Source organism: Actinoplanes regularis (genome assembly GCF_900188005.1).
GTDB classification, from domain to species: domain Bacteria; phylum Actinomycetota; class Actinomycetes; order Mycobacteriales; family Micromonosporaceae; genus Actinoplanes; species Actinoplanes regularis.
Genome location: NZ_FZNR01000017.1, coordinates 169,719 through 185,692, shown reverse-complemented (window position 1 = coordinate 185,692; position 15,974 = coordinate 169,719). Strand labels below are relative to the sequence as shown.

14 protein-coding genes are annotated in these 15,974 nt (G+C 72.6%); 6 read left to right on the top strand and 8 right to left on the bottom strand.

The window, feature by feature from the left end:
- The coding region (locus CHC09_RS33355; RefSeq protein ID WP_143232740.1) for a sensor histidine kinase at positions 1 to 192 on the top strand (192 nt) is incomplete at its 5' end.
- Here CHC09_RS33355 and CHC09_RS33350 read toward each other — a convergent pair.
- The 5 genes from CHC09_RS33350 to CHC09_RS33330 form a co-directional block, all read right to left on the bottom strand.
- Positions 176 to 2,461: a heavy metal translocating P-type ATPase gene (locus CHC09_RS33350; RefSeq protein ID WP_089297228.1), complete on the bottom strand. Its 2,286-nt coding sequence runs from the start codon at positions 2,459 to 2,461 to the stop codon at positions 176 to 178. The two genes, CHC09_RS33355 and CHC09_RS33350, sit on opposite strands and share 17 nt — an antisense overlap.
- 45 nt (positions 2,462 to 2,506) lie before the next feature.
- Positions 2,507 to 3,391 carry a universal stress protein gene (locus CHC09_RS33345; RefSeq protein WP_179277383.1) on the bottom strand — a complete coding sequence of 295 codons (885 nt, stop codon included), beginning with the start codon at positions 3,389 to 3,391 and terminating at the stop codon, positions 2,507 to 2,509.
- A 134-nt stretch (positions 3,392 to 3,525) separates the two neighbouring features.
- Positions 3,526 to 3,753, bottom strand: coding sequence for an SHOCT domain-containing protein (locus CHC09_RS33340; protein ID WP_143232739.1), 228 nt, complete (start codon positions 3,751 to 3,753; stop codon positions 3,526 to 3,528).
- Positions 3,754 to 3,846: 93 nt separating this feature from the next.
- Positions 3,847 to 5,571, bottom strand: a complete 1,725-nt coding sequence (locus CHC09_RS33335; RefSeq protein WP_239138935.1) for a GAF domain-containing sensor histidine kinase — start codon at positions 5,569 to 5,571, stop codon at positions 3,847 to 3,849.
- 51 nt (positions 5,572 to 5,622) lie between these two features.
- Complete coding sequence (locus CHC09_RS33330) at positions 5,623 to 6,312, bottom strand: CBS domain-containing protein (RefSeq protein WP_089297226.1); 690 nt, start codon at positions 6,310 to 6,312, stop codon at positions 5,623 to 5,625.
- 170 nt (positions 6,313 to 6,482) lie between these two features.
- Here CHC09_RS33330 and CHC09_RS33325 point away from each other — a divergent pair, with 170 nt between their 5' ends.
- Complete coding sequence (locus tag CHC09_RS33325) at positions 6,483 to 7,370, top strand: universal stress protein (protein ID WP_089297225.1); 888 nt, start codon at positions 6,483 to 6,485, stop codon at positions 7,368 to 7,370.
- Between the two features lie 52 nt (positions 7,371 to 7,422).
- Here the strand turns inward: CHC09_RS33325 and CHC09_RS33320 are convergent, their stop codons facing one another.
- Positions 7,423 to 10,818, bottom strand: a complete 3,396-nt coding sequence (locus CHC09_RS33320; protein ID WP_089297224.1) for a S8 family serine peptidase — start codon at positions 10,816 to 10,818, stop codon at positions 7,423 to 7,425.
- Positions 10,819 to 11,087: 269 nt separating this feature from the next.
- On the opposite strand from CHC09_RS33320, the gene CHC09_RS33315 reads away from it, so the two are divergent.
- Positions 11,088 to 12,113: a glycoside hydrolase family 26 protein gene (locus CHC09_RS33315; protein WP_089297223.1), complete on the top strand. Its 1,026-nt coding sequence runs from the start codon at positions 11,088 to 11,090 to the stop codon at positions 12,111 to 12,113.
- 219 nt (positions 12,114 to 12,332) lie between these two features.
- Here CHC09_RS33315 and CHC09_RS46695 read toward each other — a convergent pair whose 3' ends face one another.
- Entirely contained in the window at positions 12,333 to 12,884 is a 552-nt protein-coding gene (locus tag CHC09_RS46695; RefSeq protein WP_089297222.1) for a helix-turn-helix domain-containing protein, read from the bottom strand.
- 132 nt (positions 12,885 to 13,016) lie between these two features.
- Between CHC09_RS46695 and CHC09_RS33305 the strand changes: the two genes are divergently transcribed.
- From CHC09_RS33305 to CHC09_RS33295, 3 genes are all read left to right on the top strand, one after another.
- On the top strand, positions 13,017 to 14,015 hold the full coding sequence (locus tag CHC09_RS33305; RefSeq protein WP_203833314.1) for an NADH-quinone oxidoreductase subunit B family protein: 999 nt from the start codon (positions 13,017 to 13,019) through the stop codon (positions 14,013 to 14,015).
- Complete coding sequence (locus CHC09_RS33300; RefSeq protein WP_089297221.1) at positions 14,012 to 14,491, top strand: hypothetical protein; 480 nt, start codon at positions 14,012 to 14,014, stop codon at positions 14,489 to 14,491. Before CHC09_RS33305 ends, CHC09_RS33300 begins: the two co-directional genes overlap by 4 nt.
- A 243-nt stretch (positions 14,492 to 14,734) precedes the next feature.
- Positions 14,735 to 15,307, top strand: a complete 573-nt coding sequence (locus CHC09_RS33295) for a hypothetical protein (RefSeq protein WP_089297220.1) — start codon at positions 14,735 to 14,737, stop codon at positions 15,305 to 15,307.
- Here CHC09_RS33295 and hypB read toward each other — a convergent pair.
- On the bottom strand, positions 15,300 to 15,974 hold the full coding sequence (gene hypB / locus CHC09_RS33290; protein ID WP_089297219.1) for a hydrogenase nickel incorporation protein HypB: 675 nt from the start codon (positions 15,972 to 15,974) through the stop codon (positions 15,300 to 15,302). The two genes, CHC09_RS33295 and hypB, sit on opposite strands and share 8 nt — an antisense overlap.

Sequence of the window (15,974 nt, the reverse complement as noted above, 5' to 3'; positions counted from 1 at the left end):
TTCCGCGACAAACTCTTCAACCGCTTCGCCCGCGCCGAACCCACCGCCGCCAAAGTCCCCGGCACCGGCCTCGGCCTCTACATCATCCGCGAACTCGCCCGCGCCAACAGCGGCGACGTCCACTACCACCCCGCACCCACAGGCGGATCCACCTTCACCATCACACTGCCCGCCGTCACGACAGGAGGCTGAAGGCGGCCTCCTCCTCCTGCGCGTTGTGCAGGCGGAGGATCGCGTAAAGGCCGTAGAGCAGCCGCCGTACGTCGGTGACATCCTCCGCCTCCGCCTCCTGGGCCAGGTCGTCCGCCGCGCGGCGCAGCCGCCCGATCTGGTGCTCGATCTCCGCGTGGGTACGGCTGAGCCCGCTCGTCGCCTCCGCCCCGCCCAGCGCCCGCGCCACGATCGGCAGCAGCTCGGCCTCCTCGGCGCGCTCGTGGGCCAGCAGCCGCACCTCCAGGTCGCCCAGCAGCTTGCGGGTCGGTCCCAGGTCGTACGGCGGCTCGTCCAGCGCGTCGGCGACCGTGCGCACCTGCTCGACCAGCGGCCGCACCTCCTGGTGCTCGGCGTACAACCGCCGGGCGACGGCGGCATCGGCCGCGTCGAGCGTCACGGTGTGCGCCCGCCCCGGGATCAACGCGGTCAGCGCGACGGCGATCGCCACGACGTCGATGCCCTCCTGCAGGACGGCGCCCGCGACCGGCGGCAGCCCGCCCGCGGCCGCCACGAGCATCGCCGCCACGGACAGGACCATCCCGGGCACGACCGCCCACCAGGCGACCCGGCGACAGCGTCGCGCGATGAGGATCGCGTCGGCCAGCGCGCCGAGGTGGTCGACGGTGAGCACCACGTCCGCGGCCTCCGCCGAGGCGGTCGCCCCACGCGCGGCCAGCGCCACGCCGACTCCCGCCGCGGCCAGCGCGGGAGCGTCGTTGATGCCGTCCCCGACCATGATCGTCGGTGCCCGTTCCTGCTCGGCGCGGACCAGGGTCAGCTTGTCGGCGGGATCGCAGTCCGCGTGCACGGCGTCGACGCCGATGATCCGGCCCACCGCCTCGGCCGCGTCCGCGTGATCGCCGGTCACCAGCACCACCCGGCCGATCCCGGCGGCACGCAGGCCACGGACCGTGCGGGGCGCCTGCGGGCGCACCCGATCCTCCAAGATCAGCACTCCTGCCGGTACGCCGTCGACCGCGACGAAGACGGTCAGCGAGCCGTCGAGCGCGGCACGGCGCCGGGCCCGCCGGATCCAGCCGGGAGCCGGCCCCGGTACGACGCTCGCCGCCTTGCCCAGCTGGACCCGGCGACCGTCGGCGACGCCCTCGATCCCGTACCCGGGCCGTTCCACGACCTGATCCGGTGCGGTCAGCGCCAGCCCACGGTCCCGGGCCGCGGTGACGATCGCACCGGCGAGCACGTGCGCCGAGCTCTGGTCCACGCTCGCCGCCAGGCGCAGCACCTCATCGGCGCTCACCGGGCCGCCGACCTCGGTGACCACGTCGGTGAGCACCGGCCGTCCCGCGGTGAGCGTGCCGGTCTTGTCGAAGAGCAGAACCCGGCCGGCGGCCAGCCGTTCCAGGGCGCCGCCGCCCTTGACGACGACACCGCCGCGGGCGGCCCGGGAGATCCCCGAGATGATCGCGATCGGGGCGGCCAGCAGCAGCGGGCATGGGGTCGCCACCACCAGCACCGCCACCGCCCGGACCGGGTCACCGGTGAGCGACCAGGCCAGACCGGCCAGGACCAGCGTCACCGGCACGAAGGCGACCGCGAACCGGTCGGCCATCCGCACGAACGGCGCGCTCTGCGCCTGGGCCCGCTCGACCAGGCGCACCACACCGGCGTACGTCGAGGTGTCCGCGGTCGCGGTGGCCGTGAACCGCGTCGCCTGACCGGCGTTGACCACCCCGCTGCGCACGTCCTCGCCGGCCCGGCGCTCCACCGGCAGCGGCTCCCCGGACAGCGCCGACTCGTCCAGCACGGCCGGCTCCAGCAGGCGCCCGTCGACCGGGACGATCTCGCCGGTACCGACCACGAGCCGATCGCCGACCCGCACCTCGGCCACCGGCACCTCCACCGGTCCCGCCGGAGTCTGCCGCCGGGCCGTCCGCGGCGCCCGGGCCACCAGGGCACTCAGCTCCCGGCGGGCCCGCGCCTCGGCGCGCGCCTCCAGCAGCACGCCACCGGCCAGCATGACCGCGATCACCGCACCGGCGAGGAATTCCCCCACCCACAGCGCGCCGGCCAGCGCCAGCCAGGCGATCACGTCGACGCTCGCCTCGCGCCGGCGGGCCACGGCGATCAGCGTCACGGTCGAGTACGCCAGCCCGAGCAGCGCCGCGGCGGCCCACGACCCGTCCGCCGCACCACGCACGCCGCTCGTGGCGAACGCGATGCCCGCCAGTAACAAGAGCGTCGTCAGGGCGAAGAGCAGCTGCTCACGCCGCCGGGCCCACCACCGCATCGAAATCCTCCTTCACGGGCGTGGGCTCGGCGGCTCGCGCGCCGCTCAGCCGACGAAGAAGACCGGGCAGCGGCCGTGGTGCAGAACCGCCCGGTCCACCGAGCCGAGCCGGCCGCGGCCGGCGGACCGGCCCAGAACCATCGCGTCAGCGTGGCTGGCGGCGTCGACGAGCTCGTTCACCGGATTCCCGGCGACGGTCCGGTTCCAGACGGCGACGCCGCCACGCCAATCCAACCACTCCGGTACCTCGACCGGCCCCGGGACGACGTGCAGCACCACGATGTCGCATCCGCGGGCCTGGGCCTCGGCGACCGCGAACTCGTACGCCCGGCTGGACGCGGCCGAACCCCTCATCCCGACCAGCAACTGCCGGTTCTCCAGCTCCAGCGGGGGCGGCCAGCCCGTCCGCCGGACCACCAGGACCGGGCCGGGGTGTTGCGCCACCACTCGCTCCGCGACGCCGCACCGCAGCGTGCGCCGAGCGAACCCCTGCCGGTGCCCGAGCACGATCAGGTCGTTCTCACCGGCCGTCGAGAGCAGCATCTCGGCCGGGCGCATACCGGCGGTGACCCGGGTCGTCACCTCGAGATCCGGGGCGAGCAGCCGCACCCGCTGGACGAGTCCGTCGAGCAGCGACGGGTGGCGGGGCGCACCCGCGTGCACGATCAGCAGCGCGGACCCGAGCAGCTTCGCCTCGATCGCCGCCTGATCGACGGCGACACGGCCGGCGGGCAGGTCGTCCACCCCGACGACCACCGTACGCACGGCGGCCCGCTCCTCCTCGACCGCGGGCGCCTTCTCATACGGATCCGCGTACGAGAAGGTTCCGAGGTAGCTGTTGATCATCTCGGTGCAGGGCGCGACCCGGAACAGGTCACCGTGCCGCTGCCGCGCCTGCTGTTCCACCTTGAAATAGCCGAGGTCGCTCATGACTACCTCCCGACCCATTCGCAGGTCCGCGCCGGAGCGATGTCGCACCACCGGCGCTCCTCACCTCCCATGCAACCGCGGATCAGCCGAGCCCGACAGTGCTGTTCGACCCCTTCGAAGGCCCCTCCGGACCCTCAGCGATGGGCGGCATGCAACGTCCGCAGTCGCTGCTCGTACTCCTCGGCGTCGATCTCGCCCCGGGCGAACCGCTCGTCCAGGGTCCGCTCCGCGGTGCCGCGGCCTTCACCGCGCACCGGCCGCAGACCCGCGAGAAGGACCCCGACAATCGCCACCAGCACCGTCAGAACGATCGCGGCCCAGCCGGCTCCCATGGGCATGAGGTGCGGATACGTGTACATCATGGCCGTACTCCTTCCGCGCTACCTCCATCGTCGGACGCCCGGCACCGAAGCGTCAGGGCCCATCGGCCCCCGCTCGCGGTCCCTCCACAAGGGTCACCGGGTGAGCGGCGCCCGCCAGGTCAGGCTCGTGCCCTTGGCGTTCGGGCGCGGGCCGATGTCGAAGCCGCCGCCGAGGTCCTCCGCCCGCCCGCGCAGGTTGATCAATCCGCCACGAGCCTGCTCCGGATCCGCGCCCACCCCGTCGTCCTCCACCCGGACGACGACCTGGCCATCGTCGGTGCTCAGCGACACCCGGACGCTGGTCGCCCGCGCGTGCCGGGCGACATTGGACAGCGCCTCACGCACCACCGCCAGCAACTCCGGAACCACATCGCCGGGCACCGCGCTGTCGATCGGCCCGTTCACGTCGAACGTGGGACGAAACCCCAGAGCCTCGGCCGCCGCCTCGACCACCTCGCCGATCTCCGCGCGCAGCGACGGTCCCGCCGGAGCGCGCAGCTCGAAGATCGACCGGCGGATGTCACGGATGGTGGCGTCCAGGTCGTCGACCGCGGCACTGATCCGCTTCGCGACCTCCGGCCGGCTGGCCTGGTGCACGGTCGCTTCCAGCTGCATGCCCGTGGCGAACAGCCGCTGGATCACCACATCGTGCAGGTCACGTGCGATCCGCTCGCGGTCCTCGAGCACCGCGAGCTGCTGCCGTTCCTCCTGCGCCCGGGCCCGGTCCAGGGCCAGCGCGGCCTGCCCGGCGAAGGTCGACAGCAGCACCGCGTCCCGGTCCCCGATCGCCTGCTCGGCCGGCTGGGCCACGATCAGCACGCCGTACAGACCGTCGGCCGCGGTGAGCGGCGCGGCGAGTGCGGGCACAGCGGGCAGGTCGATCGGCCAGTCGGCGGCCGCCCGCAGATTCTCGACCACCTGGTACCGCTCCTGACCGAAGGCCGCGGCGGCCGCGCTGTCCACCGGCACGGCTCGGCCGGCGAGCGCGGCGACAGCCGGGTCGGCGCTGTCGGCGACCTCGACGGTGTACCGGCTGTTCGGCTCGTCGTGGAGCATGACCAGGACGAGGTCGGCGGCGGCCACCTCGCGGGCCCGCCGGGCGATCAGCCGCAGCGCCTCGGTGCGCTGCACGGTGCCGAGCAGCACACCGGTGATCTCCGCGGTCGCGGCCAGCCAGCGTTCCCGCCGCTGAGCGACCTCGTAGAGGCGGGCGTTGTCGATCGCGATGCCCGCGGCGGCCGCGAGGGCAACCACGATCTCCTCGTCGTCGTCGGTGAACTCCGCGCCGCCCTGCTTCTCGGCCAGGTAGAGATTGCCGAAGATCTTCTCCCGGGTACGGACCGGGACGCCGAGAAAGCTGTGCATCGGTGGGTGGTGGGGCGGGAAGCCGTACGAGTCGGGGTGCTGGCGGATGTCCGGCAGCCGGATCGGCTTGGGGTCGGTGATCAGCACGCCGAGCATGCCCTGGCCGTGCGGAAGGTCGCCGATCCTGGCGTGAGCCGCCGGGTCGATGCCGTGGGTGATGAAGTCGGCGAGGCTGCCGTGGTCCGGCGCGAGGACGCCGAGCGCCCCGTACTTCGCGCCGGCCAGCGCGCACGCCGCCTCCACGATGCGCCGCAGGGTGCTGCGCAGATCCAGGTCGGTGCCGATGCCGACGACCGCGTCGAGCAGGGCCCGCAGCCGCTCGCGGCTGTTCACCACGTCGCCGACCCGGTCCAGCATCTCCTGCAGGAGCTCGTCGAGGCGGACCCGGGACAACGGGGAAAGGCCGAGCGAGGGCGGCTCCGGCCGCTCGCCACCAGCCGTCTGCTCGAGCATGCCGGAGAGCGTAGTGGGCGGAGCCGCTCGACGGAATCGGGCGTCACCCCGTCAGAACGCCGCGAACGGCTCCTTCGGGATGTCGACCCTCCGGTCGTCGAACTCGTACGACAGGGTGGAGGTCACCCCGACCACCCCGACCACCTCGCGGGTCAAGCGCTCCGCCAGCTCGGCCGACGACCGGCGTTCCACCTGGCCGGAGAGCTTGACCACGCCGTCGTCGACCTCCACCGTCACGCCGTCGGCCTCGTCGATCAGGTACGTCCGCAGAACACCGGTCCGCACCTCCGCCCGGATGTCGTCGTCCGAGCGCAGATACGTGCGCAGCAGGTCGCCGCGGGACGCGATTCCGACAAGCCGGCCGCTGTCGTCGGTCACCGGCAGCCGCTTGACGTGGTTGTCGTCCATCAGCCGGGCCGCGTCCGGGATCGGCATGCTCGCCAGCGCCACCACGGGCGGCGAGCTCATCAAGCCGGACGCGGTCCGCGCCGACGCCTTGGCCCGCTCGTCCCGGCGGCGCCGCCGTTCGAAGATCCGGGGCTGCTCGTCCCCGCCGTACTCGATCTTGCGAAGCAGATCGGCCTCGGACACCACCCCGGTCACCCGGCCGACGTCGTCGACCACCGGGACCGCGCTGATCCGCTTCTCCACCAGCAGGTCCACCAGTTCGCGATAGGGGGCGTTCTCGGTGACGGACACCACGTCCCGGGTCATCACATCGCCGACTTTCCAGGTCCTCACCGCAATCCCTCCCTCTTTCCGCTCCTCCCCCCTACCTTGCCGCCTTCGCGCCCGCCCGGTAGGGACTTCCGGCCCCCCGACCGGCCGGGCCGGTCCAGGACCTGTGGCCCTGCCGCCCGGCATCGACGGGGATGACGATTCAGGTAGAGCCCGAGAATGGGGAGGACATCATGCGGACACAGACCGTCGTCGTCGCTGTCGACGGCATCGACGCCAGCGGGTCCGCGATCAGGTGGGCCGCGGCCGAGGCACAACGCCGCGAGCAGCCGCTACGCGTCCTGAACGTACTGGACTGGGAGTGGCAGGCCGCGCGCTTCGGCTACACCGGCGAGCAGTTCGAGACCGAACGCCGGCACGCGGAAGGCCTCACCGCCGACGCCGCCCGGCAGGTACGGGAGATCGCGCCGGGACTCGAGGTCGAGACGGAACTGCTGGTCGGCGATCCGGCCGCCCAGCTGATCATCGCCTCGGAGAACGCGGACCTGATGGTGCTCGGGCACCGCGGCCACGGCGGCTTCGCCGGGCTGCGACTCGGGTCGGTCAGCCAGCGGGTCGCCACCCACGCGCACTGTCCGGTGGCGGTGATCCGCGAAGGTACCGAGGACCCCCGCCTGCCGGTCGCCGCCGGCGTGGACGACTCGGCCGCCGCCGACGGGGTGCTGGAGGCGGCGTTCACCGCGGCTCACCAGCGGGGCGCCGACCTGGTGCTGATCCGCTGCTACCTGCCGCCGTACCCGCACTTCCGGGGCGGCATCCCGCTGACCGACCCGCACACGCCCCAGCAGGACGACATCGAGCGCGCCCGGCTCGCCGCGCTGGTGGAGCCGTGGCAGGCCAAGTTCCCGGACGTCCGGGTGGAGCAGCTGGTGTCGCACGACAGCGCGTCGGCGATGCTGGTCGGCCTCTCGCACGGTGCCCAGCTGGTGCTGGTCGGCAGCCGGGGCCACGGGGTGATCGTCGGGACCCTGCTCGGCTCGACCGGCCTGCAGCTGCTGCACCACACCGAATGCCCGGTGCTGATCGTCCGTCCCGAGGGGCGGCTCGCGAAGCAGCGCTGAACCGAACCGGAGCGGCCCACGGACCTGGATCCGCGGGCCGCTCCGGGCAGCGCTACGCGGGCCGGTAGGCGTCGAGCACGGTCTGCTCGATGCCGCTGCCGGCGTCGCCCCGGGCGGTCACCCTGAGCGACACCGTCCCGCCCGCCGCGGGTTGCGGCAGCTCTGCCCGGTATCCGGCCGCGCCGACGGGCTGAACCCGGACAGGCTGCCAGGTCCGGCCGCTGTCCAGGGAGACCGCCAGCGTGAACGCGGTGACGGCCTGCCGAGGTACGCCGTGGGCCTGGCGGACCGTGAACGTCGCCGGACCAGGCCCGGGGTGGTTCGCCGCGTCCAGCGGCAGGGCGTAGTCCACCGACAGCAGCGGCAGCGGGCTGCTGCCGGTGCCGCGCGGGCCCGCCGACCGGAACGTCCAGGACGTGGTGACCCTGGTCGACACGGTCAGGCCGGCGGGGGTGGTGTCGACGTCATAGGTGAGGCGGTAATCGGCGGCCCGGGGGTCGACGGCGAAGCTGGCCGCCGAGCCGGGCACCTCGCCGACGGTCCGGCCGTCGCGCTCGAGCTTGAGGGTGCGCCCGAGGTCGAGGGGCCAGGAGTCGCCGCCGAGGCAGTCGAAGCGGCCGTGCTGGTCGGTCAGCGTGACCATCTCGACGTGCAGGTTCCCCCGCGTCCGGGCCGGAGCCGCCGGCTCGCAGAAGCTCGTGGAGCCGTTCGGGTCGTCGTACCAGTCGGAGCGCAGCGGCTGCCGTACCCACACCTTCTCGTGGCGGCTGCCCGGCTCGTACCGGGCGGTGGCCTCCTGGGTGACGATCCCGTTCCAGAACGCCTCGTCCTTCCAGGCGAAGCCGGGCGACAGGTAGTCGGTGCGGTCACCGGACAGTCCGGTCGTCGCCGTCTCGGCGAGGTAGACGCCCTCCGGGCCGAACCCGTACCGCTTGTGCCCGGTCTCCGAATCGGGTGTGTCCAGCCGGTGGAATCGCTGGTCGATACGGATCAGAGCGGCCTTCTCGGCGTCGGTGACCCGGTACGCCGGATCGGCCGGAACCCCGTTGCCGTACGGGTGGATGAGATCGTAGAGGTACGGGCTGGGGCCGTTCCCGGGCGCGACGAGCCCGAACGAGCCGAACGCCTGGAACGTGCCGATTCCGGCTCCGCCGATGGGCGCCACGAACACGTTCCCGTCGCGGGCCGCGTCGCCCCAGGCGAAGGCGAAGTCGGTCCAGCCGACACCGCGCCGCGGCATCTGAACGTAGGTTAGCCCGGCCGAGACGGCCTCGGTCGCGACGCCGTCGACGCCCGCCGTGAGCCGCCGTGCCCGGCTCAGGTCGAGCCGCACCGTCGTGTCGCCCGAGACCCGCACGTCCGGGTCGCCGGCCAGGCCCATCCGCTCGTCGGAGTCCGCCCAGGCCATGGACGAGCCGAGGACGCTGTACCGGCCCGCAGGCACCCGGACCGTCAGCGTGTCACCGGGATCGCCACCCACGTAGTCCCGGTACAGGGCCGGGTCGTCGATGTTGACCACGCCGACCCCAACGGACACGATCGCCTCCTCGGGCGTACCGGGAATCGCGGTCGTCTCGATCGTCAGGTCGTAGCTGGGCGGCTCCACATAGAACGTCACCAGGGTCCGCGCCCCGGCCGTACGGCCGTTCCGGGCCGTGACCACGGCCGTGTAGAGGCCGGGCCGAGCCGCGAAAGCCGCCCGGTCGACACTCAGCGTCACACCGCCGCTGCCGCCCGGGTCGAGCCGCACGCTCCGGGCGGACAACGACACGGCGCCGGCCGCGACGGCGGTGCCGTCACGGTCGGTCACCCGCAGCTCGAGGGCGGCCCCGGCGGGCCGGGATCCCGTGTTGACCCAGGACAGCTTCGTCTCCGCCGTACCGGACTGCGGGAACGCCAGGGTGCCGAGCCCGACCACCGGCGTCGCGCTGACCACGCCGGACAGGGGCCGTGCCACGTTGAGGCGCCCGGCGCCGTTCGTGTAAGGGTCGTCACCGGCGACCGGGTCGGCCGCGCCGACCAGGGCGGCCTTGAGCTGGTCGGCCCGCCAGCCGGGGTGGCGCTGGGCCAGCACCGCGGCCGCGCCGGCGACGTGCGGGGTGGCCATCGAGGTGCCGGACGCGGCCACATAGCGGGCGTCGATCACCCGGCCCATGCTGGTGCCGGCCGCACGCGCCGCGACGATGTCCACGCCCGGCGCGACCAGTTCCGGCTTGGCCGCGCGCGTGCCGGCCAGCGGCCCGCGGCTGGAGAAGTCGGCGACCGCGTCGTCGCCGTCCACCGCGCCGACAGTGAGTGCCCTGGTCGCGGCACCCGGCCAGGAGACGCTGCCGTCGAGCGGCCCGGAGTTGCCGGCGGCGACGACGAAGAGCGCGCCGGTCTGCTCGGACAGGGCGTCCAGCGCGACGGAGGCCGGGTCGGTGCCGTCGCTCGGCTCCCAGCCGCCGAGGCTCAAGTTGACCACGGTGGCCCGGCTCGCGGCCCACTCCATCCCGGCGATCAGCTGCGAATCGGTGCCGCCGCCCTCGTCGTCGAGGACCTTGCCGATCACGAGCTGAGCCTCCGGTGCCACGCCCCGGCGGGCGCCGCCCGACGCCGCGCCGGTGCCCGCGATGGTCGCCGCCACGTGGGTGCCGTGGCCGAAGTGGTCCACCGCGTCGCCGCCGTCGACGGTGAAGTCCTTCGTCTCGGCGATCCTTCCGGCGAGGTCGGGGTGGGTCGCGTCGACTCCGGTGTCCAGCACCGCGACCCGCGCACCTCGGCCGGTGTATCCGCCCCGCCACGCTTGCGGCGCGGCGATCTGGCGGAGGTTGGCGTCGGTCCCGGTGGCGTACGTGGCGCGTACCTTGCGGTCCAGCCACACCTTGGGGGACGGGCCCGTGGCGCGCAGCGTGGCCGAGCGGGAGGACAACGACCGCAGCAGGCCGGCGCTCCTTCCCTTCGGTGCCCGGCCCGCGACCGCGTCGATGCTGGGCAGTGCGCGGGTCTGCGTCAGGCCGGCGACCAGCGGATCGGCGGTCAGCCCGCGCTGCGCTCCGCCGGGCCGGACGATCAGCGGCAACTCCTTCGCGCGGGCGTCGTCGTAGCCGTCCCGGATCAGCGCGGTCACGTCGAACAGCGCCGGGTCGAGGACGTCGCCGAGCAGCGGCGCGACCCGGGCCGGCACCACCCGGACATGCCCGTCCGGACCGCAGCTGCGGCTCAGCACACCGCTGGCGGTGGCCGGACGCACGCTCACCTGCGGGCAGCCCGAGGAGTTGTCCCGTACGGTCACCACGTCCCCGGTCAGCAGCGTGACCGTGTAGGTCTTCCCGGTCGTTCCTCCGGCCGCTCGCGTCGCGCGTTCGGCCGCGATGCCCGCACCCGGGCCGCTCAGCGTCGCCAGCAGCACTCCGGCCGCGAGCGCTCCGAGCAGTCGCCGGTGTCCAGGCGCACTGACTCCGTTCATCAAGACATTCACATGTCTAAGATGGGTCCGGGTGTCCAGGCGGTTGTCCGTGGCTCGAAGAAATTTCAAAACCCTCGGCCGGCCGATACCCCGCGGCGCCGATACGGCGACGGAAAAATAACCGGACGTTTCCTCAAGTACGGCAACCGGGTGGCACCCCGATGGGTCCCCGGCCTACTCCACGCGCCTTGGAATCTCTTTCCCATGCCCGGTCGACACGCGACCGGACAACCGGGGGAGAATTGATTTTGCGACGTGCCAAGCTGCCCATGTTCGTGACAGCTCTGACCGCCGTACTCGCTGGAACCGCCGCCGTCGTGGCCCCGACCGCGGCCTCGGCCGCGCCCGCCGCTGCGAAGACGTGCACGACCGGTGACAATCTCGTCCCCACCTGTGGCGTGCTCTGGGGAGGCGCCGCCGGCGGCTTCACCAGCGCTCCGCGTGACAAGGCGTTGAAGGAGTGGGAGCAGAAGTCCGGCCGGACCGCGTCGATCTTCCACACCTACCACAAGGGCAACGAGCCGTTCCCGACCAAGTCCGAGATCGCCATGACCAACGACCCCGCCCACCCGCGGGTCCTGATGGCCAACTGGAAGATCGCCTACGGCTCGTCCTGGGCCGAGGTCGCCAAGGGCAAGCAGGACAAGCGCATCGACGCGTTCGCCCAGCGGGCCAAGGCGTACGGCAAGGACTTCTTCCTCGTTCTGAACCACGAGCCGGAGAACGACGTCGTCGCCAAGCGCGGTTCCGGGTGGGAGGCGAAGGACTTCGCCGCCATGTACCGGCACACCATCCAGCGCCTGAACGCGCAGGGTGTCGACAACGTCGTGAACGTGATGGCGTACATGGGTAACGAGAAGTGGATGGCGCAGTCCTGGTGGAAGGACCTCTACCCCGGCGACGACGTCGTCGACTGGGTCGGCCTGGACTCGTACTCGTCGGTGGAGAAGGGCTACTACCACTACGGCAACTTCGCCAGCCTGCTCGACCGTAAGCCGAAGAACGGCGGCCAGGGCTTCTACGACTGGGCCGTCAACACCCACCCGAGCAAGCCGATCATGATCGCCGAGTGGGGCGCCTACCACCGCGTCGGCCACCACACCGACAAGTCGTCGCTGTACAACAACGTGATCAACGAGCTGACCAAGCGCCCCCAGATCAAGGCCATCGTGCACTTCGACACGAAGAAGGACGACCAGGGCGACCGCGACATCAGCATCGACAGCACCAAGACCAGCCTCGCCTCGTTCAAGAAGCTCGCCGCCAACCCGATCTTCAACGTCAAGCTCGGCTGACCCGACAGACACGACACCGAAAGAGCGGCTCTTCCCTCGTACGGGAAAGCCGCTCTTTCGTCTTTGATCGTCATGAGGCGTACCGGTCAGGACGGCAGGGTCCGCACCTCGTCGGAGGCCGGGTCCATGACGAGGATGACGCCGATCGCGCCGGTTCCACGCCTGCAGGTGCAGGTCAGCACACGCCGATTCAGCTACCGGAGCGGCACCGGGCAAACCTCAGTGGAACGGTTCCCCGAACTCCTCACGGATGCGGTACAGGTCGCGCAGGCGGGGCTCGGTCGCACCGCTCACCCAGCGGCTGATCGTCTTCGTCGACACGTCGAGCCGCCGCGCCGCGGCCTCCATGCTCAGGCCCTCGCGACGCAGCCGCGCCGCGAGCCACGCGGCGAACGACTCCGGCTCGGCCGGGTCGGCATCGGCGTCCCGAACAGCGGCGGCGGCCCGGACCGGGGGCCGCGCGGGCGGCACCGCCGTGACGCCGACGACCTCGGGCCGCGCGGGGGTCTCGGAGGCCGGCTCGAACAGCACGTCCACCTCGGCCTCGTCGCCGAAGATCCGCAACGACACCTGGATGACGCCCGCCGAGCCCGCGGCGGCCAGCAGCACGTCCGCGACGCGCTCACAGAGCAGGCGCACATCGTCGTCGGAGATGCGCCGGCCGGTCAGCCGGCGGCGCACGAAGTCGCGCACCTCCGGGAGCGCCGAGGGGCGTGCGGGGAACGCCTGCGACACCACCTCGAGCGCCACGATCTCGATCTTCTCCGGCATCGCGCCCTCCCGCCTGTGCCTGCGGTGAGCTTACGGTCCCCCGGCACACCCGATCGGGTGACGAGACCGCGCGGGGGCGCTGCCGATAGCATCGTCTCGATTCTTCAGCGCCGGATCGGATGGTGACGGCCCGTGAACGGCCCGCTGGTGGAGAACGACGCTCGCGCGCTGCACATCCTCTGGATGAACGCCGGCCTGAGCTGTGACGGCGAGTCGGTGTCGCTCACCGCCGCCACCCAGCCCAGCATCGAGGAGATCGTCGCGGGCGCCCTGCCCGGCCTGCCCCAGGTCGAGATGCACTGGCCCTACTTCGATTTCGACAGCGGGCCCGACCAGGGCGCCGGCAGCTTCATCGAGTGGTGGCACCGGGCCGAGCGCGGCGAACTCGAGCCGTTCATCCTGGTCGTCGAGGGCTCGGTGCCCGACGAGGGCAGCGCGGGCGCCGGTTACTGGAGCGGCTTCGGCACCGACCCGCGGACCGGGCAGCCGATCCCGGCGAGCGACTGGCTCGACCGGCTCGCGCCGCACGCCACGGCGATCATGGCGGTCGGCACCTGCGCCGCCTACGGCGGAGTGCACGCCATGGCCGGCAACCCGACCGGTGCGATGGGCGTGCCCGATTACCTCGGCTGGGACTGGAAGAGCAAGGCCGGCCTGCCGATCGTCTGCGTGCCGGGCTGCCCCACCCACCCCGACAACCTGGCCGAGTCCATCGTGCACCTGCTCTACCGGGTGAGCGGGCAGGCGCCCGAGATCGCGCTCGACGAGGCGCTCCGGCCGCGCTGGCTGTTCGAGTCGACCGTCCACTCCGGCTGCGACCGGGCGTCGTACTACGACTCGAGCGACTTCGCGACCGGCTATGACTCGTCGAGCTGTCTGGTGAAGGTCGGCTGCTGGGGCCAGGTGGTGCGCTGCAACGTGGCCAAGCGCGGCTGGATCAACGGGGTGGGCGGCTGCCCGAACGTCGGCGGTATCTGCATCGCGTGCACCATGCCGGGCTTCCCCGACAAGTTCATGCCGTTCATGGAGGAGCCGGGCGGGCCGGGCCCCGCGGCCGCCGACTACGGCCCGCTGGTCCGCACGCTGCGCGGCTTCACGCTGCGCGTCACCGGGGCGGGAGCCGATCGATGAGCGCGGCCGCCGAGGCGGGCCGGCGGATCGAGGAGCTGCTGGACCGGCTGCGCGAGACCGGCGACCCCCGGGCCGTCCAGGCCGGTGAGGAGCTGACCCGCACCGTCGTGGGTCTCTACGGCGACGGGCTGGCCCGGATCGCGGCCGCGCTCGGCGCCGAACGGATGACCGGGCTGTGTGCCGATCCGCTGGTGTCGAGCCTGCTGCTGGTGCACGGCCTGCACCCCGTGCCGGTCCAGGAGCGGATCCGGCGGGCGCTGGAGGGCACCGGCGCGCAGCTGTCCGGCATCGGCGAGGACGGCGTGGTCCGGCTGCGGCTGCCCGCCGGCACGCCGGGCTGCGGCACCGCGCCGCGAGCGATCGAGAGCGCGGTACGGGCCGCCGCGCCCGAGGCGACCGCGGTGTCCCTCGAGACGCCGCCCCGGCGGCCGCCGCTGCTGCAGATCACTCCGCGCCCGGGCCTCGCGTCACGTTGACGCACGTCATCGCCCGGGGAGGGCATGCCGTCGCGGGGTGACCGCCGACGGCCGGGACACATCTGTCCGGTTACCCGCACGCTCCCCCCGATGAGCAGGGAAGACGCTCCGCCCGCGGTCCGGCCCGCGCCGACCATTTGTGTGTGGACACGGTTGGGTCTGGCGGCCGCCGATCGCTGTCATGGAGCCTTGTGTCGCTTCGGCATCGTCTTCGAGTTCCGATGATTCAAGAGGTGGACAGCCTTGATCTGGCAATCATTCACGACGCGCAGGGCGCTCACGGCGGAACCTGTCGACTTCCGTTGGGGCTCGTCCGGCGCCACATCCGAGCGGCGGCACGCTCCACTGGTCGTCCGCGAACCCGAGACAGCCTGGTGGCAGGCGCAGGTGCGGTCGATGGTCACGGTCGCGGAGATCGGCGAGTACGACGCCGCCTGCCACCGTGAGGACCTGATGGCGCGCCTGGCCCGGCTGGCCGAGGATGACGAGCTGCTGGTGGTCTTCGGCTCGGACGGGCGCTCGGCCCCGCAGGGCCTGGTGGCCGAACTGCGCCACCGGCTTCCCCGGCACGGCGTGGTGGCCGTCGCGGTGCGCAACGGCGAGAAGCGGCTGCTGCGGCACGCCGCCGCGGTGGAGCGGCTGCTCGACGGTGGCGGCCTGCCCGTGGTGATCACGCCCGCCATCGGGCTGCACGAGGTCACCGCCGGGATCGCCAGCTACCTGCGCGCCGACCGGGTGCTGCGGGTGCTGCGGAGCACCAGCGGCGCCGATCTCTGTCTGGTGTGGCAACGTGGAACGGAAGCGAGCCTCAGTTGAGCAACAGCCATTCGTACCAGGAGCCGATGTCGTCGCCGCGGGTCGCCGAGAGGGTCACCAACGACGCGCGCGGGTTCACGGCCGACACGTGGGCACGGCAGGCGTCCAGGTCGAAGTCGACGTACGGCAACAGGTCGAGCTTGTTCACCACGACCAGGTCGGCCGCCGCGAACATGTACGGATACTTCAGGGGCTTGTCCGCCCCCTCCGTCACCGAGACGATCACGACCTTGCCGTCCTCACCGAGGTCGAACAGGGCCGGGCAGACCAGGTTCCCCACGTTCTCGATGAACAGCAGGGTGCCGTCGGCCGGATCCAGCCGGTCGAGCGCGTCGCCCACCATCGCCGCGTCGAGGTGACAGCCGGCGCCCGTGTTCACCTGGGTCACCGCGCAGCCGGTGGCGCGGAGGCGGTCGGCGTCCAGCCGCGTCTCCTGATCCCCCTCGATCACGGCCACCGGCCGCCGGCCGTTCAGGTCCCGGACGGTTCGTTCGAGCAGGGTGGTCTTCCCCGAGCCCGGTGAGCTCATCAGGTTGACGGCACGGATGCCCCGGCCGGCGAGCCGGACCCGGTTCGCCCTGGCCAGCGCGTCGTTCTTGGCCAGCACCCGCTGCTCGAGGGTGACCGTCTCGTGGTGATGAGGGCCGCAGCCGCACGTGGCGCACAT

Bases quoted from the DNA above. Each gene is read 5' to 3' on its own strand.
- hypB (WP_089297219.1), bottom strand. From the start codon at position 15,974: ATGTGCGCCACGTGCGGCTGCGGCCCTCATCACCACGAGACGGTCACC.
- CHC09_RS33340 (WP_143232739.1), bottom strand. From the start codon at position 3,753: ATGATGTACACGTATCCGCACCTCATGCCCATGGGAGCCGGCTGGGCC.
- CHC09_RS33345 (WP_179277383.1), bottom strand. From the start codon at position 3,391: ATGAGCGACCTCGGCTATTTCAAGGTGGAACAGCAGGCGCGGCAGCGG.
- CHC09_RS33350 (WP_089297228.1), bottom strand. From the start codon at position 2,461: ATGCGGTGGTGGGCCCGGCGGCGTGAGCAGCTGCTCTTCGCCCTGACG.
- CHC09_RS33335 (WP_239138935.1), bottom strand. From the start codon at position 5,571: ATGCTCGAGCAGACGGCTGGTGGCGAGCGGCCGGAGCCGCCCTCGCTC.
- CHC09_RS33325 (WP_089297225.1), top strand. From the start codon at position 6,483: ATGCGGACACAGACCGTCGTCGTCGCTGTCGACGGCATCGACGCCAGC.
- CHC09_RS46695 (WP_089297222.1), bottom strand. From the start codon at position 12,884: ATGCCGGAGAAGATCGAGATCGTGGCGCTCGAGGTGGTGTCGCAGGCG.
- CHC09_RS33300 (WP_089297221.1), top strand. From the start codon at position 14,012: ATGAGCGCGGCCGCCGAGGCGGGCCGGCGGATCGAGGAGCTGCTGGAC.
- CHC09_RS33320 (WP_089297224.1), bottom strand. From the start codon at position 10,818: ATGAACGGAGTCAGTGCGCCTGGACACCGGCGACTGCTCGGAGCGCTC.
- CHC09_RS33315 (WP_089297223.1), top strand. From the start codon at position 11,088: ATGTTCGTGACAGCTCTGACCGCCGTACTCGCTGGAACCGCCGCCGTC.